The organism is Qipengyuania seohaensis, assembly GCF_002795865.1.
GTDB classification, from domain to species: domain Bacteria; phylum Pseudomonadota; class Alphaproteobacteria; order Sphingomonadales; family Sphingomonadaceae; genus Qipengyuania; species Qipengyuania seohaensis.
In genome coordinates, this window is the sequence record NZ_CP024920.1 from 979713 (window position 1) to 1002599 (window position 22887).

24 protein-coding genes, 1 tRNA gene and 1 pseudogene are annotated in these 22887 nt (G+C 60.5%); 13 read left to right on the forward strand and 13 right to left on the reverse strand.

The window, feature by feature from the left end; translation table 11 throughout:
- Window positions 1–48: 48 nt before the first annotated feature.
- Both CVE41_RS04725 and CVE41_RS04730 read right to left on the reverse strand, forming a co-directional pair.
- Window positions 49–723: a COQ9 family protein gene (locus CVE41_RS04725; protein WP_100259613.1), complete on the reverse strand. Its 675-nt coding sequence runs from the start codon at window positions 721–723 to the stop codon at window positions 49–51.
- Entirely contained in the window at window positions 723–1334 is a 612-nt protein-coding gene (locus CVE41_RS04730) for an ankyrin repeat domain-containing protein (RefSeq protein ID WP_232725796.1), read from the reverse strand. Before CVE41_RS04730 ends, CVE41_RS04725 begins: the two co-directional genes overlap by 1 nt.
- 72 nt (window positions 1335–1406) lie before the next feature.
- Between CVE41_RS04730 and CVE41_RS04735 the strand changes: the two genes are divergently transcribed.
- From CVE41_RS04735 to CVE41_RS04760, 6 genes are read left to right on the forward strand one after another with little or no spacing between them, the layout of a single operon-like run.
- On the forward strand, window positions 1407–2003 hold the full coding sequence (locus CVE41_RS04735; protein ID WP_100259614.1) for an SCO family protein: 597 nt from the start codon (window positions 1407–1409) through the stop codon (window positions 2001–2003).
- On the forward strand, window positions 1991–2449 hold the full coding sequence (locus CVE41_RS04740; RefSeq protein WP_100259615.1) for a YcgN family cysteine cluster protein: 459 nt from the start codon (window positions 1991–1993) through the stop codon (window positions 2447–2449). The genes CVE41_RS04735 and CVE41_RS04740 overlap by 13 nt, the downstream gene beginning before the upstream one ends.
- Complete coding sequence (locus tag CVE41_RS04745; RefSeq protein WP_100259616.1) at window positions 2446–3168, forward strand: M48 family metallopeptidase; 723 nt, start codon at window positions 2446–2448, stop codon at window positions 3166–3168. Before CVE41_RS04740 ends, CVE41_RS04745 begins: the two co-directional genes overlap by 4 nt.
- 32 nt (window positions 3169–3200) lie before the next feature.
- The gene (locus CVE41_RS04750) at window positions 3201–3671 is read left to right on the forward strand and encodes a hypothetical protein (protein WP_100259617.1); all 471 of its coding nucleotides are present in this window, start codon (window positions 3201–3203) and stop codon (window positions 3669–3671) included.
- 49 nt (window positions 3672–3720) lie between these two features.
- On the forward strand, window positions 3721–4638 hold the full coding sequence (gene ribD / locus CVE41_RS04755) for a bifunctional diaminohydroxyphosphoribosylaminopyrimidine deaminase/5-amino-6-(5-phosphoribosylamino)uracil reductase RibD (RefSeq protein WP_232725797.1): 918 nt from the start codon (window positions 3721–3723) through the stop codon (window positions 4636–4638).
- Window positions 4639–4643: 5 nt separating this feature from the next.
- Complete coding sequence (locus tag CVE41_RS04760) at window positions 4644–5261, forward strand: riboflavin synthase (protein ID WP_100259619.1); 618 nt, start codon at window positions 4644–4646, stop codon at window positions 5259–5261.
- A gap of 79 nt (window positions 5262–5340) precedes the next feature.
- Here the strand turns inward: CVE41_RS04760 and CVE41_RS04765 are convergent, their stop codons facing one another.
- The 4 genes from CVE41_RS04765 to CVE41_RS04780 form a co-directional block, all read right to left on the reverse strand.
- Window positions 5341–6270, reverse strand: coding sequence for an OmpA family protein (locus tag CVE41_RS04765; protein ID WP_100259620.1), 930 nt, complete (start codon window positions 6268–6270; stop codon window positions 5341–5343).
- 312 nt (window positions 6271–6582) lie between these two features.
- Window positions 6583–7131: a GNAT family N-acetyltransferase gene (locus CVE41_RS04770; RefSeq protein ID WP_100259621.1), complete on the reverse strand. Its 549-nt coding sequence runs from the start codon at window positions 7129–7131 to the stop codon at window positions 6583–6585.
- A gap of 6 nt (window positions 7132–7137) precedes the next feature.
- Complete coding sequence (locus CVE41_RS04775; RefSeq protein ID WP_100259622.1) at window positions 7138–8319, reverse strand: amino acid aminotransferase; 1182 nt, start codon at window positions 8317–8319, stop codon at window positions 7138–7140.
- 92 nt (window positions 8320–8411) lie between these two features.
- A complete protein-coding gene (locus CVE41_RS04780) occupies window positions 8412–9200 on the reverse strand; it encodes a DUF1134 domain-containing protein (protein WP_100259623.1) in 789 nt (262 codons plus the stop codon).
- A 221-nt stretch (window positions 9201–9421) separates the two neighbouring features.
- Between CVE41_RS04780 and CVE41_RS04785 the strand changes: the two genes are divergently transcribed.
- The 3 genes from CVE41_RS04785 to CVE41_RS04795 all read left to right on the forward strand — a co-directional run bounded on the left by CVE41_RS04785 (window position 9422) and on the right by CVE41_RS04795 (window position 11932).
- Window positions 9422–9513: transfer RNA gene (locus CVE41_RS04785), tRNA-Ser, on the forward strand.
- 864 nt (window positions 9514–10377) lie between these two features.
- Window positions 10378–11076, forward strand: coding sequence for a class I SAM-dependent methyltransferase (locus CVE41_RS04790; protein ID WP_100259624.1), 699 nt, complete (start codon window positions 10378–10380; stop codon window positions 11074–11076).
- A gap of 40 nt (window positions 11077–11116) precedes the next feature.
- Window positions 11117–11932: a lysylphosphatidylglycerol synthase domain-containing protein gene (locus CVE41_RS04795; protein WP_198507719.1), complete on the forward strand. Its 816-nt coding sequence runs from the start codon at window positions 11117–11119 to the stop codon at window positions 11930–11932.
- Here the strand turns inward: CVE41_RS04795 and CVE41_RS04800 are convergent.
- The 6 genes and pseudogenes from CVE41_RS04800 to CVE41_RS04825 all read right to left on the reverse strand — a co-directional run bounded on the left by CVE41_RS04800 (window position 11815) and on the right by CVE41_RS04825 (window position 17432).
- Window positions 11815–12540: a hypothetical protein gene (locus CVE41_RS04800; RefSeq protein WP_198507720.1), complete on the reverse strand. Its 726-nt coding sequence runs from the start codon at window positions 12538–12540 to the stop codon at window positions 11815–11817. The genes CVE41_RS04795 and CVE41_RS04800 overlap by 118 nt on opposite strands.
- 62 nt (window positions 12541–12602) lie before the next feature.
- On the reverse strand, window positions 12603–13166 hold the full coding sequence (locus CVE41_RS14855; protein ID WP_232725798.1) for a glycosyltransferase family 4 protein: 564 nt from the start codon (window positions 13164–13166) through the stop codon (window positions 12603–12605).
- Between the two features lie 36 nt (window positions 13167–13202).
- Window positions 13203–13634 (reverse strand): annotated as a pseudogene (locus tag CVE41_RS15030) (glycosyltransferase family 4 protein); the annotation flags it as partial.
- A 314-nt stretch (window positions 13635–13948) separates the two neighbouring features.
- A complete protein-coding gene (locus CVE41_RS14590; RefSeq protein WP_157799410.1) occupies window positions 13949–14731 on the reverse strand; it encodes a hypothetical protein in 783 nt (260 codons plus the stop codon).
- Between the two features lie 894 nt (window positions 14732–15625).
- Window positions 15626–15820 (reverse strand): helix-turn-helix domain-containing protein, encoded by a 195-nt coding sequence (locus CVE41_RS04820; protein ID WP_198507722.1) that lies wholly within the window; start codon window positions 15818–15820, stop codon window positions 15626–15628.
- 277 nt (window positions 15821–16097) lie between these two features.
- Window positions 16098–17432 carry a tyrosine-type recombinase/integrase gene (locus tag CVE41_RS04825; RefSeq protein WP_100259629.1) on the reverse strand — a complete coding sequence of 445 codons (1335 nt, stop codon included), beginning with the start codon at window positions 17430–17432 and terminating at the stop codon, window positions 16098–16100.
- A gap of 270 nt (window positions 17433–17702) precedes the next feature.
- Between CVE41_RS04825 and CVE41_RS04830 the strand changes: the two genes are divergently transcribed.
- Complete coding sequence (locus tag CVE41_RS04830) at window positions 17703–18425, forward strand: Crp/Fnr family transcriptional regulator (protein WP_198507723.1); 723 nt, start codon at window positions 17703–17705, stop codon at window positions 18423–18425.
- 105 nt (window positions 18426–18530) lie between these two features.
- Here the strand turns inward: CVE41_RS04830 and CVE41_RS04835 are convergent, their stop codons facing one another.
- A complete protein-coding gene (locus CVE41_RS04835) occupies window positions 18531–19217 on the reverse strand; it encodes a type 1 glutamine amidotransferase domain-containing protein (protein WP_100261376.1) in 687 nt (228 codons plus the stop codon).
- Window positions 19218–19467: 250 nt separating this feature from the next.
- Here CVE41_RS04835 and CVE41_RS04840 point away from each other — a divergent pair, with 250 nt between their 5' ends.
- The 3 genes from CVE41_RS04840 to CVE41_RS04850 are packed head-to-tail and all read left to right on the forward strand — an operon-like array spanning window position 19468 to window position 22885.
- A complete protein-coding gene (locus CVE41_RS04840; protein WP_100259631.1) occupies window positions 19468–20097 on the forward strand; it encodes a TetR family transcriptional regulator in 630 nt (209 codons plus the stop codon).
- The gene (locus CVE41_RS04845) at window positions 20094–21779 is read left to right on the forward strand and encodes an MFS transporter (protein WP_100259632.1); all 1686 of its coding nucleotides are present in this window, start codon (window positions 20094–20096) and stop codon (window positions 21777–21779) included. The genes CVE41_RS04840 and CVE41_RS04845 overlap by 4 nt, the downstream gene beginning before the upstream one ends.
- Window positions 21776–22885 carry an HlyD family secretion protein gene (locus tag CVE41_RS04850; RefSeq protein ID WP_100259633.1) on the forward strand — a complete coding sequence of 370 codons (1110 nt, stop codon included), beginning with the start codon at window positions 21776–21778 and terminating at the stop codon, window positions 22883–22885. The genes CVE41_RS04845 and CVE41_RS04850 overlap by 4 nt, the downstream gene beginning before the upstream one ends.
- Window positions 22886–22887: the final 2 nt, after the last annotated feature.

Sequence of the window (22887 nt, forward strand, 5' to 3'; positions counted from 1 at the left end):
CGCCCTGTCAGAGCGCACAGCTAATTGCAACTGGTTATCAATAGCGAATTAGCGCGCCGGGTAGCGCAGCCGGCCGAGGAAACGTGACAGGCTAAAAGTTTCGCGATCGGGGTTTAGCCATTTGGCCTTCACCTTTTCGAACTTCATCACGCCTTCGATTCGGCGATCGAGAAAGGCCTTGGTCTCGGCCTTGCCTTCGCTTTCGTCTTCTACGAACACTGCGAGAGTTGCACCGTAAAGAGATGCGAGGATCGCGCGCTTGGTATAGTGATTGTAATCGGTCGCCGTATCTCCAGCGAGCCGCCACATCAGGTCGGCGGTTTGCCAGCCGCGCTTGGCGGAAGCCGGGGCGTTCTGCGGCATTGCCATAATCGCGAGCGCGCGTCGAAGCGCCTCTTCCTGTCCGGCGACGGCATCCAGCCGGAACTGGACCAGGCTGCGGATTCGCTCGCGGATTTTCATCTGCGCGACCTTCTCATCAGGGAAAGCTGCTGCCATCGCCATGTCGACCGCCTCAATCCAGGCGAAGACCATGTCGATCGCACCGCCCTTGAAGGCGAGACGCGCGACATCGATGTCCGCACCCATCTGGTCGGCGGCCATTTCCAGGGCCGCATCGCTCCAGCCGTCGAAAATGGCGGCATCCGCTATCGCGGGGGCTAGCACGAGCCTCAGCTCGTCCAGCGTGAGATCGGCGATATCGGCTGCCTGCGTGTCGGTCATCAACTCGGTCCGTATGTTTCGGGTTCGCCGTCGCGCGCGGTTTCGGCCTTTTCGATGGCGGCCATCACTTTTTCGTTCGAGGCAAGCAGCTTGGCGTAATCGCGCGCCGTGCGGCCGCTGTTGTCGGTCCGGTCGAGATCGGCGCCAGCTTCGATCAGGACTTCGATCATGCCGGTGTCGCGGCGATGGATCGCAGTCATAAGAGGGGTCTCGCCGGTAGAATTGGCAACATCGACATCAGCCCCACCCTTGATCAGCCGCCCGACCCCTTCGATGAAGCCGAGTTGCACGGCGATCTGCAGCGGCGTGACGCCATTGTTGTCGGCAATGTTCGGGTTGGCACCGCGCTGGAGCAGGAACCGCACCCAGGTGAGATCGCGCCGCTGGACCACTGCGTGCATGGCAGTTTCGCCGGAGGTGATTTCACGCGCGTTGACAATTGTGCTGCCCGGCTGGTCGAGCAGGGCCGTGGCCTCGGTCCCGTCACGGTCGCGGACCGCCTTGATGAACTTGTACCCATCGGATTGCCCCTGCGCGGCGAGCGGAGTCGCCACCAGGCTCGCCATGCCGATGGTGAGGGTCAGGAAACGAGTGACCGGATTTACGCGCACCTTAGGGAACTCCCGTGATTTTTCCGTCTGAGAACAGTCTGCATGCCCTTGAATGCGGGCGCTTAGCAGACCATGAACCAACCTGTCATGCCCTACAAGTTTCCTGCCGTATTGGCCGCACTCTTACTGACTGCCTGCAACGCCCAACCCGCTGAAGAACCGCCCTTGGCTGGTGCGGCTCTTGGCGGCGATTTCACGCTGACGGGAGAAGACAATTCGCCGGTCAGCTGGAGCGACTTCGACGGCAAATACCGGATCGTCTACTTCGGTTATGCCTTTTGCCCCGATGTCTGCCCGACCGACGTGCAGCGCGCCATGGCCGGTCTCAAGCAGTTCGAGGAAAGCGAGCCCGACCTGGGCGCACAGATCCAGCCGCTGTTCGTGACCATCGATCCGGAACGCGATACGCCGGAAGTCGTCGCGGAATTCACCGACGCCTTCCACCCCCGGCTGATCGGGCTGACCGGTTCGCCTGAAGAGGTGAAGGCCGCAGCAGGCAAGTTCGCCGTATACTATGCGCGCGGTGCGGATAGCGAGGCGGGCGGTTACCTCATGGATCATTCCAACATCACTTACCTGTTCGGTCCCGCAGGCGAACCGATCGCCATGCTGCCGACCGACGAGGGGCCCGATGCCGTGGCCACGGAACTGGCGAAATGGGTGCGTTGAGGGCCCGCTTCTGGGAGCTTCCGCTGGCGAAGCTCAACCAGGAAGAGTGGGAAGCGCTGTGCGACGGATGCGGACGCTGCTGCCTGCACAAGGTCGAATATGAGGACACGGGCGAGATCGAGGAGACCAACGTCGCCTGCACCTTGCTCGATTGCTCGACGGCGCGTTGCAAGGACTACAAGAACCGCAAGGCCTTCGTGCCGGACTGCCTGCGCCTTACGCTCAAGTTGGTCGACAAGGTTCCATGGCTCCCGGACACCTGCGCCTATCGCCGCAGGGCTGACGACCGCCCATTGCCAAGCTGGCATTACCTGATTTCAGGCGATCGCGAGGCCGTAATTGCCGCAGGAATCTCGGTCGCGGGCCGCGTAATCAGCGAGGACGAAGCGGGCCCGCTTGAACACCACATCGTCGAATGGGGTGACGGCGAGGAGGAGCCGGCGTGATCGAGTGGCTCCGTTCCGAATCGCTCGAGCCTGCCATCGATCTCGGCGGTCGGCAAATCCCCATCGAACTGCGCCGCCACGCCCGCGCCAAGCGCCTGACCCTGCGTCTCGCGCCCGATGGACGGGCCGTACTCATCACCCTGCCGCGCTGGTGTGCCAGCAAGGAAGCGATCGCTTTTGCCCATGCGCGTGCAGCCTGGCTGCAGGCGCAACTCGGCAAGGTGCCCGAAGCCTTCGATCCTGTCGCCACCCGCCTGCTGCCCTACAAGGGCGGCGAGATTGCCATCGACTGGCGAGAGGACGCGCCGCGCAAGCCCGAGCTAGTTTCAGAGACGCTCAATCTGGGCGGGCCGGAAGAAACGCTCGAGAAGCGGTTGCAGCGGTTCCTCGAAACCGAGGCTCAATCCCATTTCGCCGAAGACGCTGCGTTCTATTGCAGGCGCGCCTCCCTCCCAGTCGCGCCGGTGAAGCTGACCCGCGCCCGGCGCCGCTGGGGCAGTTGTTCAAGCGAGGGCGTGCTGCGGCTCAACTGGCGGCTCATCATGGCCCCCGATTTCGTGCGCCGTTCGGTCGTCGCGCACGAAGTCGCCCATCTCGTGCATTTCGATCACAGCGAGGCGTTCCACACCCTCCTCGACGACCTTTACGAAGACGACATAGAGCGGGCCAATCGCTGGCTGTCCGCAAGCGGGCGCAAACTCTATGCCTGCTTCACCTAGCGCCGGGCGCACAACCCTACTATCTGTATAGCATGCGCTATTTTCGCAGAGTGAACCCCGTCGGGGGCATTTCCGATTTCTGGAGCTATATCCGGCAGCCGCAGCCCTATCGCTGGGCCTTCCTGCTGGTATCGCTGCTCGCCTGCCTCGGCCTCATCTCCATCCTCACGCACGAGCGGGTGTTCATGCCGCCGGAACAACCCGAGGTGGAATATATCCGCACCTTCGCGGCTGACCGCACGGATGAGGAAATTCGCCAGTCGAATCTCGAAAACCAGCGCCTGAAGGAAGAACGCCAGGCCGAGCTTGACCGGATCGAAGAGGAAAAACGCGACCTCTACCGCCGTGTCGGAGCGGCGACGGGCGTCGATACAACCGCTGCCGAGGCGAAGGCCGAAGCGGAACGCGATGCTGCCGAGCAGGCCGAGCGCGAACGGCTGGAGCGTCTCTTCGGCGAACAGAACCAAGACACGGATGCAACGGTTGTCGACCAGGGGGAATGACATCCGCTGGCTGAATGCAACAGCGCGTCTGGCTGCGCGCGGACGCCCCATGTCGCGCCCGAATCCGGCTGTCGGCTGCCTGATCGTAAAGGAAGGGACAGTCGTCGGTCGCGGGTGGACCCACGGTGGCGGACGCCCCCATGCCGAGGCAGCCGCGCTGGAAGAGGCCGGCGATTTGGCGGCAGGGGCGACCGCTTACGTCACGCTCGAACCGTGCGCCCATGTCTCGCCTCGCGGTCCGGCCTGTGCCAACCTGCTTCGCGAAGCGGGAGTTGCCCGCGTAGTAGTCGGCTCGCCCGACCCGGATCCTCGCACAGCAGGTGAAGGTGTCGCAAGATTACGCGATGCCGGGATCGAGGTGGATTTACTCCCAACTCCCGAGGTCGGAGACAGCCTTACCGGGTATCTGACCCGCGCGCGCCTTGCCCGCCCGTTCGTAACACTAAAGCTCGCTGTCTCTTTGGACGGCCAGATTGCAACCGCTTCTGGCGAGAGCCAGTGGATCACCGGCGAAACCTCCCGCGCACATGTCCATTCCCGCAGAGCCATGCACGACGCCATTCTTGTCGGCGGTGGCACATGGCGCGCGGACCAGCCGCGCCTTGATGTTCGCCTGGCCGGCCTTGAGCACCAGTCTCCGCGCCGGATCTTGTTGTCGCGTGGCATTGCGCCCGACGGCGTCACCGTCATCAACACCCCTTCTCAGATCGGCCGCCTCGACGAGGTGCAATACCTTTACGTCGAAGGCGGCGCGCAGACGGCGGGCAGTTTCCTTGCCGAAGATCTCGTCGACCGCATCGAGTTATACCGCGCACCTGTCCTTATCGGCGAAGGACGCTCGGCGCTGGGCGACATCGGGCTCGGAAGCCTCGACGAAGCGCACGGGCGCTGGAAACTGACCGAACGCCGCCAGCTTGGCAGCGATTGCTTCGAAGCCTACAGCCGCTCGCGCCAAGAGGAGAATTGACCGCAATGTTTACCGGTATCGTCACGGCGATAGGCAAAATCGAAAAGGTCGAGAAGCGCCAGGATACGCGCGTCACCGTCGCCTGTCCGTTCGACCCCGGAGCGATCGACATCGGCGCATCGATTGCCTGCTCTGGCGTCTGCCTGACCGTGGTAGGTCTTGCAGGCGAGGCCGGAGCGGCACGGATCGGCTTCGACGTCTCCGACGAAACTATCCGCCGTACGGTGCCTGCGATGTGGCAGGAGGGCCGCATACTCAATCTCGAACCGGCCCTGCGGCTGGGCGACGAACTCGGCGGCCATCTCGTTACCGGTCATGTCGATACCGTCGGACAGGTCGTGGCCGTCAAGGATGCCGGCGGGTCGACAATGCTGGCCATTCGCATCTCGCGCGAATTCGCGCCGTTCGTGGCCGAAAAGGGGTCGATCACCGTCGACGGCGTTTCGCTGACGGTAAACGACGTTCGCGACCGCGAAGATGGCGCCTGCGACTTCGCGCTCAACATCATCCCCCATACCGGCGAGGTCACGACGCTGGGTGCCCTTCGCCAAGGTGATAGCGTCAATCTCGAAATCGACGTGCTCGCCCGCTATCTCATGCGGATGCAGAGCCTGAAGGGCTGAAGCCACATTCCCGGAATGCAAAACGGGGCGGCCCACTGGACCGCCCCGCTCCATAATTCCGGTCAGTTCCGGAGATGGATTACATTCCGTCGACGCTCTTGCTGACGAGAATGTTGACCGAAACGCGGCGGTTCTGCGCCTTGCCTTCGGGCGTGCTGTTGTCTGCCAGCGGGTCCGACGCTGCCATGCCGGTCGGGCTCAGCATACGCCAGGGCTGCCAGCCGCATTCCTGCTGAAGGAAGTTGACCACGCGTCCTGCACGCCGTTCGCTGAGCTCCTGGTTGATCTCGTAGCTGCCGGTCGAGTCGGTGTACCCGACGACAAGCAGGAGAGCGTTGTCCATCGCGTTCGCCTGGTCGGCTGCTGCACACAGGTCCTGACGGGCTTCTGCCGACAGATTGTACTTGCCGGTGTCGAAGAACACGTTCGTCGAACCCTTGATGTTGTACTTGTCGATATCGCCCATGCGTCCACGCAGCGATTCAGCGAGCGCCGCGTTGGCGTCGATGTCTTCGCGCTGTTCGGCGAACTGCTGCGAAGTACCGTTGCGGATCATGGCTGCGGTTTCGAGATCGTCATCCTTCAGGCGCACGTCGGTCGCGATCAGGCCGCGGCCGCCCCACTGGACCGTCTTCACAGTAACCGGCAAGCCATTTAGCAGCGACGAAGCGGTGAGCTCCTTGCTGCCGAGACCGAGAAAACCGCCCTTGGCACGGATTTCGGTGCCTTCGCTGATCACGATCAGCGTGTTCTGGCCGCCCAGCGTGGTGACCTGCATGCGGTTGCCGCTGCGGGCCGAGATGAAGCCTTCGACTTCGGGACCTTCGGGCAGGCCGGTAAGGTCGCTGGGCACGCTGCCCTCGACGATGGTCAGCACTTCGGCTTCTTCGGTTTCGGCCTGAGCTTCGCCGACGGGGCGGAGTTCCTGGGCCGAAAGGCTGGCCGAAAGCGGCAGCGAAAGCGCGGCAAGCCAGACAAGCGTCTTCGGCTTCTTGGAAATAGTAGTCATTGCAATCCTCCTTCAAACTCTGACAGCCGACCCCGCGAATACGCCAATTAGGTCCGTTCGCCCCCTGATGGCGCACCCGGCTATCATAAATCCATGCGTTTGGCTGTAAGCGCCCGCGACCCGAATGCCGCACGTCGACGCTATGGATTTCGCCCCCTGTTCAGAGCCACCTTTCGCTTAGGTGAACATATTGCGCGAGTCCTCCAAACCGGCAGGCGGTCTGGTCGGAAGGTGCGATGAACCGTTAAATTTGGTGAGAACGAAAGACGTAAACAGGTCAGCAAGAATCGGCTGAATTTGGCCGAAACCGGCCTATCCGGCCTCCGCGAGCGGCCCTTCGGCGAAGCTGTCCCGCGTAATTTCGTAAACCAGATGGACGATACGCTTGCCGTCATACCGACCCAATTCGTACCGGTCCGTGCGCACCGCTCCGATTGCCTCCAGCGCGTTGCGCGATCGGTAGTTCGTGTCCCCGACGCGGAATTCGACGAGCGCAACACTGGCAAAAGCGTGCTGCAGCATCGCCGCTTTCATTTCAGAGTTTATGCCCTTCCCCCAGCAAACGCGTTCCAGATAGGTCCAGCCGATCTCGACCACGCCGCCTTCGTCCGGATCAAACTTATCGAAGCGCGTGTGCCCGACGATGCGATCCTTGTCCTTGCGGATCACGGCCAGTGCGCCGCCACTGGCGAGGCATTCGTCGAAGAATGCGTCGAAGACCTCGCGCCTCCAGCGGTCGTGGACCGGGTGCTGTTCCCACACCATCGGATCGCTCGCGACCTCGAAAAGGGTGCTGCGGTCCTCCTCCTGCAGGGGGCGGATCAGCAGGCGCTGTGTTTCAAGTACCGGCTGGCGATCCATGCGGGATCAGCCCTTGGTCACGTCCGCAAGCGCAGCGATGAACTTCTCGGTATTGCCCGCGTGAAGTCCGGCCACGTTGATCCGGCCCGAACCCGCCATGTAGATCGCATGCTCCTCGCGAAGCTGCACGATCTGGTCCTTGGAAAGCGGGAGCATTGCGAACAGGCCATTCTGGTCGCCAAGTGATGCGAGGCCGAGACCCGGCGCTTCGCTGTCGGCTTCGGAGAGCCGCGCGCGAACGCGGCGCATGCGCGAGCGCATCTCGTCGAGTTCGTCCTGCCAGACTTTGGTCATGTGCTCGTCGCAAAGCGCGATCCTGACGGCCGCTCCACCGTGGTCGGGCGGCATGGACCAGTTCGCGCGGGCAAGCGCATTGGCATTGGAAGCGATCGCGGCAAGCTGGCCCGGCTCCTTGGCCATCATGTAGAACGCACCCACGCGGTCACGGTACAGGCCGAAGTTCTTATCGCAGCTATAAGCGATCAAGGCCTCGGGCACGTGATCGAGCACGGTGCGAACGCCCGCGACGTCTTCTTCCATGCCCTGTCCGAGCCCCTGGTAGGCTATATCGAGTATCGGCAACGCACCGGAAGCTACAAACGCCTCTGCAATCTCTGCCCATTGGTCGGGCGTATAATCGATGCCGGTCGGGTTATGGCAGCACCCGTGGAGCAGCACGGCGTCCCCCGCGCCGGCCGCCTCGATCGTCGCCAGCACAGCATCGAGATCGGCGGTGCCTTCGTCGGTCGAGTGGCGGAAAGTGACGGTCTCGACACCTACATCGTCGAGGATCTGGGCGTGGTTGGGCCAGCTTGGCACGCCCAGATGGACGCGCTTCACACCGGCCTTTGCAGCCAGGGCGACCGCAAGGCGAACCGCGCCTGTACCGCCGGGCGTCTGCATCCCTTCGATGCGCGCGGCGAGAGCTTCGTCGTCGCCGAAAATATACGGCATCAGCGCTTTCACGAAGCCGGTATCGCCTTCCGGCCCGAGGTAGGACTTGCTGTCCTGCTCGTCGATCAGGCGCTGTTCCGCCAACTTGATCGAACGGAAAACCGGCGTCGCGCCGTCATTCGTACGATACACTCCGACACCGAGGTCGATCTTGTCCTCACGCTCGTCGGCTGCATACATCTTGATGAGTGCGAGGAGGGCGTCAGGCGGCTGGGCGTCTAGTCTATCGAGCATGGAAAGCCCTTTCGCCCAACAAGCCGAGGGCCGCAACCGAAATACGGTTGCGGCCCTTCAAGATTGCCTATTTTTTGCGGAATCGCACCGGGTCAGAAGGGCAGCCAGCGCTGCTTCTTGGAAAACCGGAGATACCCCGCATTCACACCGAGCCGCAGGCCGGCACCCATGCGGATCGGGATCAGGACCACGTCGCCCTTGCGCACATAGCTCGCATGCAGGCCGCCGATCACATAGGCCTGGCCCTCGGCTGCAGGGAAGCGTTCGTAGAGTTCTTCGGTGTCATAGAGATTGTAGACCAGCACGAAGGTGCTGCCCGCATTGGCCCCGGCATCGAACCCGACGGACGGGCCTGTCCAGTAAACCGGCATTTCGCCTTCGATCTTGTGGAAGAGCGTGCCCGAACCATAGCGCGCGCCGACCACGAACGCGCCGCCCGCCTCGCGGCCTACGATGTATCCGTTCGGCTCGCCCTGATCGGCCAGGAGCTTGCGGATCATATTGGCGACACCTTCGGCACCCTTGCCAAATACGCCCTCTGCCGCACCGATAAGATCGTCTTCGCGATACGTCGTGGCAGGATTGTCGACATTGGCGCTATCGACTGCAGCCGATGCGGCCTCCTCAGCCTGCTGTTCCGACCAGACCGGCGGCACCCCGGCATCAGCCTCGTCCTCTATCCCGTATGCCGGGTCTTGCGGCGCATCGGCTGCCGGAGCCTCGTAGGGTGATGGCTCACCCGGGGTCTCTTCCAGGTCGCCATCGATTGCAGCGTCGTAGGCCGCATCCGGGTCGACGGTTTCGACCTGCGCGGACAGTGGGGCTGCGATGAGCCCCAACCCGGCGGCGAAACTCACCAAAAGCGTGCGTGCGGTGTTCATTTCGAAATCCCTTCCTGTGCCCCATCGTCGATCGAGCCGACAAGGCTGCGCCGATGAGGAGAATCGCTTTGGAGCAGGTGGGCAATGACAGGGCGATGAACCGAATCGAATTCGCGGCGAAGCGAGTCTTTCGCACGGTAAGAAGATGACGGCGGATTCACCCTTGATGGCATCCCAACCCCTAGCTATAGCGCGCCCCTCGCAGCCGAGGCTTGCGATGCGGAGACGTGGGTGAGTGGCTGAAACCAGCTCCCTGCTAAGGAGCCATACCTGGTAACGGGTATCGAGGGTTCGAATCCCTCCGTCTCCGCCATATCCTGCCGAAAAACGTGGGTTTAGAGCTAGATTCGACTGACGATGCGCTAATGGGTGCGCCGATAACGCGCTCATAGGCGGCGTGGATAATCGATACATCTTGAGTGTTGTTCATGCGGGCGTCCGTGTTCGCACAGTGTATTTTGACCCAATTTCCAGTTTCCAAATCTCACTACTTTAGCAACCTCGCGCGGGCGAGAAGCTGTATTAGCGGTCCGGCTATGGACTCCGACCGCCCTCCTGGTCTGCATATTCAACAATCCCACCCCCCCGGGCGATAGCTAATCCTGCGAGTGAAGTGAAAACCGCACCGGCTGGACTTGGCTAGAGGGTGACGGTCAGCGTTGGAACCTTGTCTATACAAACCGGCCAGTCGTTTGCTGAAAAGGTTGGGCCGCCTGCGGACCGGCTAATATCGGGGTGAGATCAGCGAATGCTGACCTACGGACCGAGACCCATTCAGCAATTCTTTGGTTTGAGCCCTCATGCTCTTACCTCCCTTGCTGCGGTAATCCATTATGGATCAAGGGATCAGTTTGCTCTTTAGCGGGCCGGTCGGCGTATGGAGTAGTTTTTGGGAAAGCCATTCATCAGCATCCTCACCGCCACCGCGTCCAGATAGATTATACCACATTGCTTTGGCGATGCATGCAAGCGGCCCATTAGGTAGGAGAACGTCGATAGCCTCCGTTTTGGGGCGAACCACTATGTTCACCTTGCTTTTAAGCGACTTGCCTGCGAGCTATACACATGGGGTCAAGCCCTATTGAGCCGCAGGCACAGCACGATCGGTTGTACCGCTGAGAGACTAACTAAGTTCGGAGCACTCAGCATGACCTTTATCGCGTAGCCCTTGTAAACAGTGGAGCTTGCAGTGAACGTTCGAGGTCCTGAATTCGACCAGATAAGCCGTTGCATCCCTAATGACCATGCTCGTCCAACTCAGGCTTTGGATCTTCTGGAGAAGGCAGGGTGCGTTGATCCGGTTCGCTTCCTCGATTTAGGTTGCGGCGAAGGCGGTGCCGTAGACCAAGCACGCGCCTTCTTCCCCAATGCTGCTTACATTGGTGTGGACATTGAAGGGTCTCCAGAGGTCGACGCGCGCAGCCGCAAAGATGCTATATTCAAGACATACGATGGTAAAAATCTGCCGTTCAAAACGGAGACCTTCGACATTATTTTTAGCAAGCAGGTTTTCGAGCACATTAGGCATCCTGATCGGGTGGCAGAAGAAGCACATCGCGTTCTAAAGACCGGCGGCAGCTTTATTGGATCGATGTCAAACCTTGAACCTTACCACTCGTATTCGATCTTCAATTTTACACCATACGGGGTCTTCCGCTTGCTGGAAGACAATGGCTTTTACATCCAAGAAATGCGCCCAGGCCCCGAGGGATTGGCAGTGATCACTCGTCAACTGACGATGCGCCGCTTGTCAATCGGGGCAGTCTACCCGGTGATTGAAATGGCAGCGCGATTGAAGGGGTGGGACGTGCAAATGCGGAATTATTTGAAGCTGCGCTTTTCTGGACAAATTACTTTTCGAGCAAACAAGCTGTAATCCGGTTTTGACGCGTCGCCGCATGAACGGAGATCAACTCATGAAGCGATTGGCGCATATTGCAGGAACTGCGATCTTCTTGGCCTGCCTTGGCCTCATCGGATATTTCGTATTTACCAATTGGCCATCGCGGATCGACATTGGCATTAGCGTAGTGTTGGCAGCCGCCTTAGTTTATTTTACCGCCCATCTGACGAACGTTCTATCGTGGCTAGCAATCGTGCGAGCGCTCGGCTCGCAGCTTTCGCTTAAGGACGGAGGCCGGATCGTGCTTATTTCCCAAGTCGGAAAGTACCTTCCAGGCAACGTCGCTCATCATGTCGGCCGAGCGGCGCTGGCCAAACGCATGAATGTTCCTTTGAAAGTGTCCGCCATCTCAACCGGAATTGAGATGGCTTCTGCCATCTTGGCATCAGCATTTGTTGGTGCAGCAGCACTCGTGATTCTACCTGAGATTCCAACCTCAGCGATGATCGCTTTCGTTCTCGTCCTTCTTGCAGCGATTGCTATCTATTTCTCGCCTTGGAAACCTGCTCTTTGGTCGCTGCCTTACCTTACTGTGAGTACAGCGCTCAATTGTTTGTCGTTCCAGCTCGTGGAAGGCAGCACTTGGGCTCTGCCTGCATTTGCTTTGGCATGGTTACTCGGTTTTCTGGTGCCCGGCGCACCCGGAGGTCTTGGGGTGCGAGAGGCTGCTTTGGTTGCAATGCTCGGACCCAATATGGCTCCAATCATTATTCACCGCCTTATGACCGTTGTCGTGGACGCTTTGGTCGCGACGGTGGCTTCCCTGACCTTGAAAACGAAGAAGTCTGCCGGGGAGGTTTCGTCTGGGTCCGATACACTAAATGGATAGGGGTTGGCGTCGTGTAACACGAGTTCGGCATCCGTGTTGGTAGCGACCCAATCGGTAAATTTTCTGTTCCGGACATGCGCTGACACTGATCGGTCATCAATGTTGCTTGAATAGATAATCACAAAGCTCTTTGCAGCCTCAAACAACTGGCGCATGTGGGCCTCAAAAACTTGATCTTCGACCAAGTGATAAATCACGTCGAGAGACATCGACAAATCCGCCTGTGATCCGTCGTAGTCCTGCAACAGCATGAAGCGTTTAGACGTGTCGCCGGCAAACATTTTGATCGTCTGATCGAGAACCGTCAAAGACACATCGATCCCGATGTAATCTGGGAATTTCAGGAGCTGTAGTTGAGCCCCATCCCCACACCCGAATTCAATGACGCTCTGAATATCATGGCGCTTGACGAAATCGTTGAGAAACTCGGCTTTGTAAGCTGCAAGCCTGCTGTATGATCCCGGTCCGGAATTTTCACCTTTACGGTATCTCGATTCCCAATATCGACCGGAGTCAAAATTTTTGCGCCTTTGCTCGACCGTCATTGCCATGATCGCCCTAGCCACGCTTCTGACGATCGGCGTCTTCTTGATGATTTCTTTGATCATGGGAAGAGCTTGGCAGAAACGTATTAACATTCAATCCGCAATGGCGCTTCACCTGGGAGCATTTAGCGACTCCGATATACTTCCAATACTTCTTCGGCGACACGGGACCAGCTGTAGCGCCGCTGCGCCTTTGCCATTGAGAGCGCAATAAATTCGTGTCGTCTCTGATAATCCCACGCTGCAATTTCGCCTAGTTTTGACTCCCACTCTGCTGGCTCTCCTGATGCCAACAGGAACCCTGTCACACCATCTTGCACCGCCTCAACAAGTCCACCCGTTCGCGCTGCCAATACGACTCCGCCGACTGCTGCTGCTTCCGGAGCGACCAATCCGAATCCCTCGAAGTCTCCGTCTATCTCGATATTCGGGACGACAACGCATAAGGCGCGCCGATATTCCGACAACAACTTTTCCTGAGAAAGCGGTCCGAGGAATTCGACCCGAGGGTGTTTTAATACCTCGCTTTCTTTTTCGTCCCAGATCGTTCCAGCGATCTTAATCGGGATTTCGGTGCGTACATTTTCGACAAACCACCTGCACCCCTTTCTTGGGATTAGGCGACCAGCGAAAAGAATGTGTCCCTCACAGGAAGTCGGCGGACTGGCTGCCTGCAAGTTCGTTGCCAACGGGATGATCCTTTGCGTACACCATCCTGTCTCTGCGGCCGCATCCTTGGTAGCGGTCGAATTGGATATAAGCTTTGCACTTCGCAGCAATCTTGATCCAGCCTTTAGGTAGGCTCGGTACAGCTTCCCCTTTAAGTGCTTTCGCTGAGCGTACCCTGCATCCGTGCCGTGAACCGAAATAACGATATTTGGCCGGGGTGATCGAACCAACGTTACCAACGCCAAGGGCCAGGAAGCTAAATCTCCGATGTGCAAAGTCCGAGGCGGCTTTGACCGAAGGTAGCGAAAAATGAAGCGCGCAGCGAAACCAATAAGTGATGCCGGAGACGGCGGGGAACCGTCGTCCTTTCCTGGCAAAACAACTTTCCGAAGCTCCGTGTGTCTTTCGAGCTCATTTGTGAGTTCGACACTGTATGTTTCCATGCCACCGACAGCAGGTGGCCATTTGCGAGTTACGAATAAATCCATCCTGAGGCAAATAGCGTAAACAGAAGCAGCGTAAAAGCTTCTGCTACCCAGCACTTGGCGAAGTTGCTGACGATGTGATTAGTTGGGAACTATGTCTCGCCGCGTAGGCTACTCGGAGTTCGCTCAGCTTACCGTCCCTAAACTGCGCTAGCCTACCATTTAGAGCAGCACCGATTGACCGCCGCCGACACGGACGGCAAAGCAGGTGTATGCTCTATCTTTAGTCTAGGCGCGCCCGCGCGTACTGCTCTTTAAGCCCAATTGGTGAAGCCGCTCGAATAGAAAAGCGCCAGCGCGTTAAGGCTTAGAGAAACTCAGTCGCCGCCGATGTTTCGGCTCGTCCCGCAACGCTTGCCTATTATTGTGCCGCCGGGCTTGTGCTCTCGTCCTAAAGCCATTGTCACGGACGGCTCCGCTCCCTTCAGATCGTAGGAAAAGACCGTGCCGAAGTTCTCGGTATAGAGAAGCGAGTCCGGATGATCGGAGCCTCTGACTTTGCGCGTGTGGATCAAATCCCGCTGGTATGGCTTTCCCGTGCACCGCCTTATCCAGCGCTGAGAAATTGCGCCACTCATCGCCTTTCCCCTTGGAACATGTGCCAGAATATGAACGTGCGAACCTTTCCCCTCGCCATTCTCGCGCACCCAGAGATAGGCCGTATCTCCTCTGAGCCATTCGCGCAGGTACTTAAGGAAGGCCGTTGTCGCTTGCATCGCCTCCCGGTCGCTAAGGCCAGCCGCTTCCCAATGGATCGTAATGTGTCGATTGAGTGGTCGCCCGATTTGAATTGCGCGATGGGCCGCTTCGATCAGCTTTTGAGCCTTTTTAGGGGTTAAGTAATCGCTCGTGCGGTTGGCGCTATTGCGTGCTCCACCGTGCGGGAAGATGGTCTTGGAGGCGGGAGACTGCGCGCACCCTACATGTAGAGGTAAATTTGCAAGGCCCGTGCCAAACGGGGAGTCAGTTCCGCAAGCTGCCGTTATCTCAGGCTTCTTTATGGCCTCCGGAAACTCTGAACCCTGCCGAGCATGGCCGTTGCTCTCGTCCCGCAAAATACGCGCATTTACGCGACTTGTCGCGTTTGCAGCATCCGGCATGGCTGGGGACCTGTCTTGTTTTTCAAGTGAACTGCGGCGGAAGGGTTAGCGAGGGCGTATTTCGCACCGCCCTCGCCTGTATCTTGCCTGTTAAATCAGGCGTCGTTTGCCTCGACTGACCGCAGTGCTTCGATCAATTCGGGGAGCCGATCAAACGGGACCGCGAAACCGCCGCCGTATTGTTGCTTGCCTGGACGAAGATCGCCTGTCTGCTTGTCGCGAAACCATGGCCAGAACTGGAGGCGCGGCTGGCCATTCCACTCGGTCGCTTCAATCCTCCAGACGTGACGCCCGTGCTCTTGCTCAAAGACGACCAACGGAGGACCTCCTCGTGACAGCTAGAGAGGCACCTGAAAGCGATCCCCTCCTTTGCGGACCCGCATCCCCATTCAGCATCGGACCTACTTCACATGACAACGTATCGGCGTCATGTGTGCGGCGACAGATACCGAGACGAAGCCGGGGCAGCGCATCTTCCAATGGAAGCTGGCACCAGCCGTCGGGCAAAGCCGTTGGATCGCGGCTGGCCAACCAATCCGGCACATAGCGGGACATTGGCCTTACTGCCCACAGAGGACACGCTACGGCAGGACAGCAAGAGACATGCTCGCGCCAGTTGGCTCCCGCATCGCATGCTCCACAGTCGCGGCAGTGGGCGTCAATCGACGCGCGCAACGATCGCCTGCTCATGCGAGACCCCCTAGCTGCGCTGAGAAAGGACACGTGCTACCTGCCGTACCTTTGCAAGCAAGAATCGTTTGTCCTGCCTTTCTCGTGTGTGTATGTGGATTTGTCAGCTTTGGAGCTTCGACAATTCCGGCCCTGTTCTCGACGGCAATCGAGGCAGGGCCTTTTACATACTCGGCCTTGGGCCCATCAGTCCGGCCCGCCATGTCACGCGGCCCTTCCGATGTCGAAGGACTCGACAAGGCGATGAATGCTGGCGACTTTGACCAGCCGCCGAGAGCCGATAGAAACTGTCTCCAGGGAGCCGTCCGAGATCAACTCGTACGCCTTGGTTTTTCCAATACCGAGTACTTGCGCGCACTCCGGCACGCTGCACAATAGTGCTTCTTTCAACACACTCATGTGTCTGTCTTTCTGTGCTCCCTTCCCCGCCGTGCATGACCGCGCGGTCGTTCGTGGGCACGCCAGAAAGATATTTGCGACCGCACTGTAGCGCTAGGATGTTCTCATTTTGTCTGGGGATTATTCCTTGGCCGCGCGGATGGCATTTCAGCAGTTCTGTATGAATTGCCTCGGCAGACACCTGCGCAGAGCTCTGGCACCCACCTGTGGAAGGATTGCCCGATGTGCACCAGCAAACCGGAGAAATTCCATCCAGATGCACGAGGGATATTGGTCTTCAGGCAGCCACTTCGCGAATCGGAGTGACGTTATCCTGCCGACCATCAGAGGCTCCGCTGCCTCCGCAGTAATCTGCCCAAGCCTCCATCAGCTTGCGGCGCTTTGGTAGCAAGACCCCACGCCGATAGGCAGCCTCGCTTTTGCTCCCAATCGTATGGGCAAGCGCCATCTCGCAAACCTCGTGCGTAAAGCCGGTCGTCTCCGCCGCCCAATCGCGGAAACTGGAACGAAACCCATGTACGGTCACCCCAGTGGTCATTCGGCGAAGCTGCATCAGCATTGCCATATTCGAGAGGCTGCCGCCGTGGATTGCTGGGAATACCGGTCGATTGCTGACGTCGCCTTTTGATCGTGCAAGCTGCCGTAGGGCACCCAATAATTCAGTGATGCGTGACGGTAAGGGAACGGTATGTTCCGACTCCGCTTTCATGCGGTTGGCAGGAATGGTCCAGACTGCCGCTTCCAAATTAATCTCACTCCACGTAGCACCTACCGTCTCACCGGTTCGCGCAGCAGTAAGGATGGTAAACTCCAGCGCCATTGCAGCGATGCCCTCGCGCTCCCTCAACTTGGCCATAAAGGCAGGGACCTCCGCATAGGGCATGGCCGCATGGTGGCCCGATCGGCCCAGCCGTTCATTGCGTCGCCTCTTCGCCTTGCTTGGTTTCGGGAGCACATTCTCCAGATGCCCCCTCCAACGCGCTGGATTTTCACTGTCCCGCAAGCCCTCGACTTTCGCGGCGTCAAGAATTCTCTCAATGCGACCACGCACCCGATTGGCGGTTTCCGGCTTCTCATTCCAGATCGGCTTGAGTGCTGCCATCACGTGTTCGGTAGCGACCTCGCCAACGGGGAGGTCTCCGAAATGCGGATAGGCATACGTCTCCAGAGTTGAGTGCCACTGCTTACGATGCTTGTCATTTTTCCAGCCGCCTTCGTTTAGCGAGAGGTAGCTAGCTGCCGCATCCCGAAAGGTCGTGCTCGATATGCGTGCTGATTGCTCCGCTGCTTTGGCTTCCCGCTGGCGTTTGCGCCAGTTGGACACAGGTATGACGCCAGCGGCTACCTCCTTCGCCTTCTCCCGCGCTGCCTCGCGGGCATCGGCTAGTGACAATGCTCCCGCGCCTGCTGCACTGCCCAGCCCTACATAGCGCACCTTGCCCGCCACGGTGCCGCGATAAACCCAACTTCTCGCGCCACCCGGCTTGACCTGGAGATAGAGTCCACCGCCGTCTGCGTAGCGCTTTACGTATTCCGATCCACTCGGGCCGATCCCCGGTTTAGCATTCTTCACGGTTACGGGGGTCAACGCGTTGTGCAGTTGGCGCGGCATGAAATTGGCTCCGTTGCCCTAACAGATGCACCAAAGGTACTGCGGTTTTAGGACATCCGCAACGATAGGATACGAACAGCTACGGAAAGGATCACTCACGCCACCCCTGAAAAAAACGCGATTCTAGTCTTTTAAACGGTCGCGCGCGAACTCTCACGCTTCGGTGTTAGACGGACTCCGTCTCCGCCATTTTCTGATTATCCCGCCCGAAATCTGACTAGGCTGCGGTCGCTCCTTGGCATGAGGGCCGGCGGTCGGTATCGAAGAGGCATGGATAGCATCCCATCCGAAGCTGCCCTGAACTTCTGTCAGGCTTGCGCCGTCCGCAACCGCGCCATTTGCGCGGATCTGGACGACGGCGAAATTCGCGTTCTCAATTCCATCGGTCGCAGGCGCCAGCTCGAAGCCGGTGAACAATTGTTCTGGGAAGGCGACGAGGCAGTCGTCGTCGCCAATGTCATCGAGGGACTGCTGAAGCTTTCGACCCAGACGAGCGACGGCAAGGAGCAGATCCTGGGTCTTGCCTATCCAAGCGATTTCATGGGCCGACCCTTCGGTCCATCGACCCCTTACGGCGTCGAAGCACTTACTCCGGCACTGGTGTGCACTTTCCAGCGATCCGATTTCGACCGCTTTGCGCGCGAACATCCTCGGCTTGAACACAAATTGCTCGAACGCACGCTGTCGGAACTCGACCGGACGCGGCGCTGGATGCTCCTGCTCGGCCGCATGAACGCGGAACAAAAGCTCGCGACCTTCCTTCTCGACATGGCGGACCGCCTTGCGCCCAAGGGCTGCGTGCCCATCGACCAAGTATCGAATTCTTTCGAGCTGCCTTTGTCTCGCCAGCAAATCGCGGACGTACTGGGCCTGACCATCGAAACCGTAAGCCGCCAGTTCACGAAATTCCGCAAGCAGGGCCTGATCGACCTGCCCTCGCGTCGTGAAGCCGTGATCCAGCAACGAGGACGGCTGGAGGAACTGGCGCAGTAAGCCTGCACCAAGCCTTTTTCAAATGCGATGATCTCCATGTTCACAGGGTCGGCAGCCTTCTTCTGAGCAATCCCCCAGGCTCGACTGACGCGCCTGCCGCCAAGATCACCCGTCCTTGGCCAGCGCTTCGAGCAGTTTTTCGGCAGCCGGCTCACTGGACGGAGGGTTTTGGCCGGTAATCAGCAGCCCGTCCCGGACCACGTGAGGTTCGAAAACGCCTCCTTCCGAAAAGTCGCCGCCTTGTTGCTTCAGTACATCCTCGAGCAGGAACGGCACCACGTCGGTCAAGCCGACCGCTTCTTCTTCCGCATTGGTAAAGCCGGTGACCTTCCGGCCCTTTACGATCGGATCGCCTTCAGGAGACGTTACATTCTTGAGCACGGCAGGCGCATGGCAAACGAGCGCCACCGGCTTGTCCGCCTTAAGCGCGCCTTCGATGATCGCTTTGGAATCGGCGCTTTCGGCCAGGTCCCACAAGGGGCCGTGGCCGCCCGGGTAAAACACCCCGTCGAATTTGGAGACGTCGATATCGGCAAGCTTGTGGGTCGACGCGAGGTGGGCCTGCGCTTCCTCGTCTTCCTTGAACCGCTTGGTCGCATCGGTCTGCGCGTCGGGCTCGTCGGACTTGGGGTCGAGCGGCGGCTGTCCGCCGGCCGGGCTCGCCAGCGTGATCTCGTGGCCCGCATCCTTGAGCACGTAATAGGGCGCCGCAAACTCCTCGAGCCAGAAACCGGTCTTCTTGCCGGTATCGCCCAGCTTGTCGTGGCTGGTGAGAACCATGAGGATTTTCATGCGAGTAGTCCTTTTATCGAGGGAACTGCGCCCGTCGCAATCGAAGCGGGCTTCGTGATGTGAACACGCCAGCGGCAGTTCGGTTTCGATAAGCAATTTTCCCTGTCGGGCGGAACCATTCGCGCGACGGTGTTTATCCAAAGAGAATGGGTCGCTCCGCGCGGTTGGCAGCCGGCCCATGTCGATTTATTCAACACCCATTGAATAATCATTTGCCGGGCCTTATGTTGCAGCGCACAAGGAGCGGTGAATGGCCGAGCGACGCGGGCGGGGACGCCCCAAACAAACCGATACCGACACCAGTGAAGCGATTTCTCGCGCCGCGCTGCAGCGCTTTGCCGCGCAGGGTTTCGAGGCCACCTCGCTCCGCGAGATCGCGGGCGATGCCGAGGTCGACGTCGCGCTGATTTCCTATCGTTTCGGCGGCAAGCAGGGCTTGTGGAAGGATATCGTCTCGCAGGCCGGAGCCGACCTGCGCGAGGCGCTGGAACAGGCTCCCGGTAATGGCGGCGAGGCAAGCGCGCAGCAGCGGCTCGACCATTCGGCCCGCACCTTCCTCGCCTACCTCCTCGACCGGCCCGAGGTCCCGCGCCTGCTGCTGCGCGATATCACCATCGACAGCGACCGCTCGCAATGGCTGCTCGAAACGCTTTCGCTGCCGCTGCACCGGCATTTCATCGATCTGGCTCAGGCGGCGGCACAGGAGCGGGGTGACGCACCCGCGCATCTCGAGTTCAGGGTGGCGAATTTCATCTATTCCGCCGCAAGCACCGTCGCCCGGCGCGAACGCCTCGGCAAGCTTGTCGGCGGCATGGAAGACGATGCGCAATTTGCAGCCGCGCTCGAAGAGGTACTCGTCGCAGGAGCGCTGGTGCCATGACCGGACGCGATACCCTCATCGACACTGTGGACGGCTATCTGTTCAAGCCGCATGAGATGCCGATCCTCCCCGGCTCTCCGGCCAATCCCGACCACCCCCCGGCGCGCCGCGCGGCCTATCTCGCCATCGGTGTCTTCATGGCGCTGGTGGGCGGTGCGCAAAACGGCTTCTTGCTCGCCAACGGGCCCGCGCTCCAGGCCGAGTTTGCGCTGACCCCGGTCGAGGCGGGCTGGCTGACCGTGGCCTTCTATTCGACCTATGCCACGATGAGCATGCTGCTGTTCCGCGTGCGCCAGGAATTCGGCATCCAGCCCTTCGTGCGCTGGGCCATGGCAGGACTGGTCGCAGCCAATTTCGTGCAGATGATCGGTCCCGGCTACCATCCCGAACTCGCCGCGCGTGCGGTTGCGGGCATCACCGCCAGCGGGCTGTCGGCGCTCGCCATCTATTACCTCATGCAGGGCCTGCCCGCCGCCATGCGCGTCGGCGGGCTGGTTATCTCGCTCGGCCTGACACAGGTCGCTTTCCCGCTGACCCGTGCGCTGTCGCCAGCGCTGCTGGTCGATGGCGACATCACCCATATCTTCCAGTTCCAGTTCGCCCTTTCCTTGCTCGGCCTGGGGATGGTCTACTGGCTGCGCCTGCCGCCGGGCATCCGCAAGCAGACCTTCGAGAAGCTCGATATCCCGAGCATCGCCCTGTTCGTCGTCGGCGTCGCCGCGCTCTGCGCCTTCCTCATCCAGGGCCGCATCCAGTGGTGGGACACGCCATGGCTCGGCTACGCGCTGGCCGCCAGCATCCTCGCGCTGGGCGGCTGCTTCCTGATCGAGGCCAACCGCAAGAGCCCCATGCTCGACCTCAGCTGGCTGTCGAGCCGCTCCATCCTCGCGCTCGCGCTGATCGGGGCGACGGTGCGCATTCTCGTTGCCGAACAGGGCTTCGGGGCGAGCGGGATGTTCGCCGCTCTGGGTTACGGCAGCGAGCAGCTGACGGGTTATTTCTGGGTGCTTGCCGGGGCGACATTCGGCGGCATGGCGCTGTCGGTCGTGCGGCTGGACCCCAAGGACCTCACGCGGCCCGTGCTCTTCGCGATTCTCGTCATCTGCATCGCCGCCTTTACCGATACACGCACCGGGGTGATGACGCGGCCGCAGGACCTCTACCTCACGCAGGCCGCCATCGCCTTCGCGGCGGTCTTCGCGATGGGGCCGATCATGATGGAGGGCATGCTGCGCGCGCTTGCGGCAGGCCAGAGCTACGTCATCAGTTTCATCGCGATATTTTCGCTCTCGCAATCGATCGGCGGCCTCGCGGGTATCTCGCTGCTGTCCGCCTTCCACACCGTGCGCCTGAAGACGCATCTCATCGATGCGGGCAGTACGCTCACGCTCGCCAACCAGCAGCTGGGCCAGGCCCTCGGCAATGCCGCACAGCGCGCCGCGCCGCTCCAGGGCGACCCCGCCCTTCAGCAACAGGCCGCCGCCGCGAGCGTCTCGCAGGAAGTCGGCCGCGAGGCCGCAGTGCTCGCCTTCAACGATGTTTTCTTCCTCATCGGCACGCTGTCGGCGGTGACGTTCGCCGTCGTCTTCGTGCCGTGGCTCATCAACAAGATCCGCGGGCGCAACCCGCTCGCCAAGGAACTGGCCTTCATGGAGGCCATGCTCGCAAGGACCAGACAATGACCGAACCGAACCCTTCCGAAACCGAAACCATGACCGAAGACGCGCCCGCTTCCGGGCAGGAGACAGGGTGGTCGCCCAATCCCTCCCGCCGCCGCATCGTGGTGGCGGTCGGAGCGATCCTGATCGGCGTAGTTGTGGCGCTGTTCGCCTGGGGCCTGCCACCTTTCGCAGGCGGCGACGAGACAACGAACAACGCCTATGTCCGCGGGCGTACCACGGTCGTCAGCCCGCAGGTCGCAGGCTACCTCGTCGATGTGCCGGTGGTGGACTTCCAGCGCGTGAAGAAGGGCGATCTGCTCGCCCGGATCGACGATGCACCCTACCAGCAAAAACTCCAGCAGGGCGCGGCCAACACGGCGGCGCAGCAAGCCACGCTGGCCAACAGCGCCCAGAGCCTGCGCTCGGCTCAGGCGCAGCTCGAAGCGCAGGATGCCGCCGTCGCTGCCGCCCGCGCAGGATTGCAGAAAGCGCAGGCCGACATGAACCGCATCGCCGAACTGGTGGGCGAAGGCTCGGTCTCCTTACGCGAACGCGACCAGGCCCGCGCAGCGCTGCAACAGGCACAGGCGGGCGTCCGGCAGGCGCAGGCGCAGCGCGCGATCGCGGCTGAAAACGTGCGCTCCGTCACAGTCGGGCGCGGCGCGCTCGAAGCGCAGGTGGCTGGCGCCGAGGCTACCAAAGGCCTCGCCGAGTTCGAGCTTTCCCGCACCGAGATCCGCGCGCCGCGGGCCGGACGCCTGAGCGAGGTCAGCGCGCGCGTCGGCCAGCTGGTCACTGCCGGGACCCAGCTCATGTATATCGTGCCGGACGATTTGTGGGTGGTGGCGAATTTCAAGGAAACGCAAACCGCGAACATGGCGGTCGGCCAGCGCGCCACGCTCGAAATCGACGCGCTGGGCGGCGTCGAACTCACCGGCCGCGTGCAGAGCATCGCGCCCGCGGCCAGCAGCGAATTCAGCCTCGTGAAGCCCGACACGGGAGCAGGCAATTTCGTGAAGGTGCCGCAGCGCATCGCCGTGCGCATCGTGCTCGACAAGGGGCAGGAGGCGGCAAGGCGCCTCGGCCCGGGCATGTCGGTCATCGCCAAAGTCCATACGGAGGATTGATC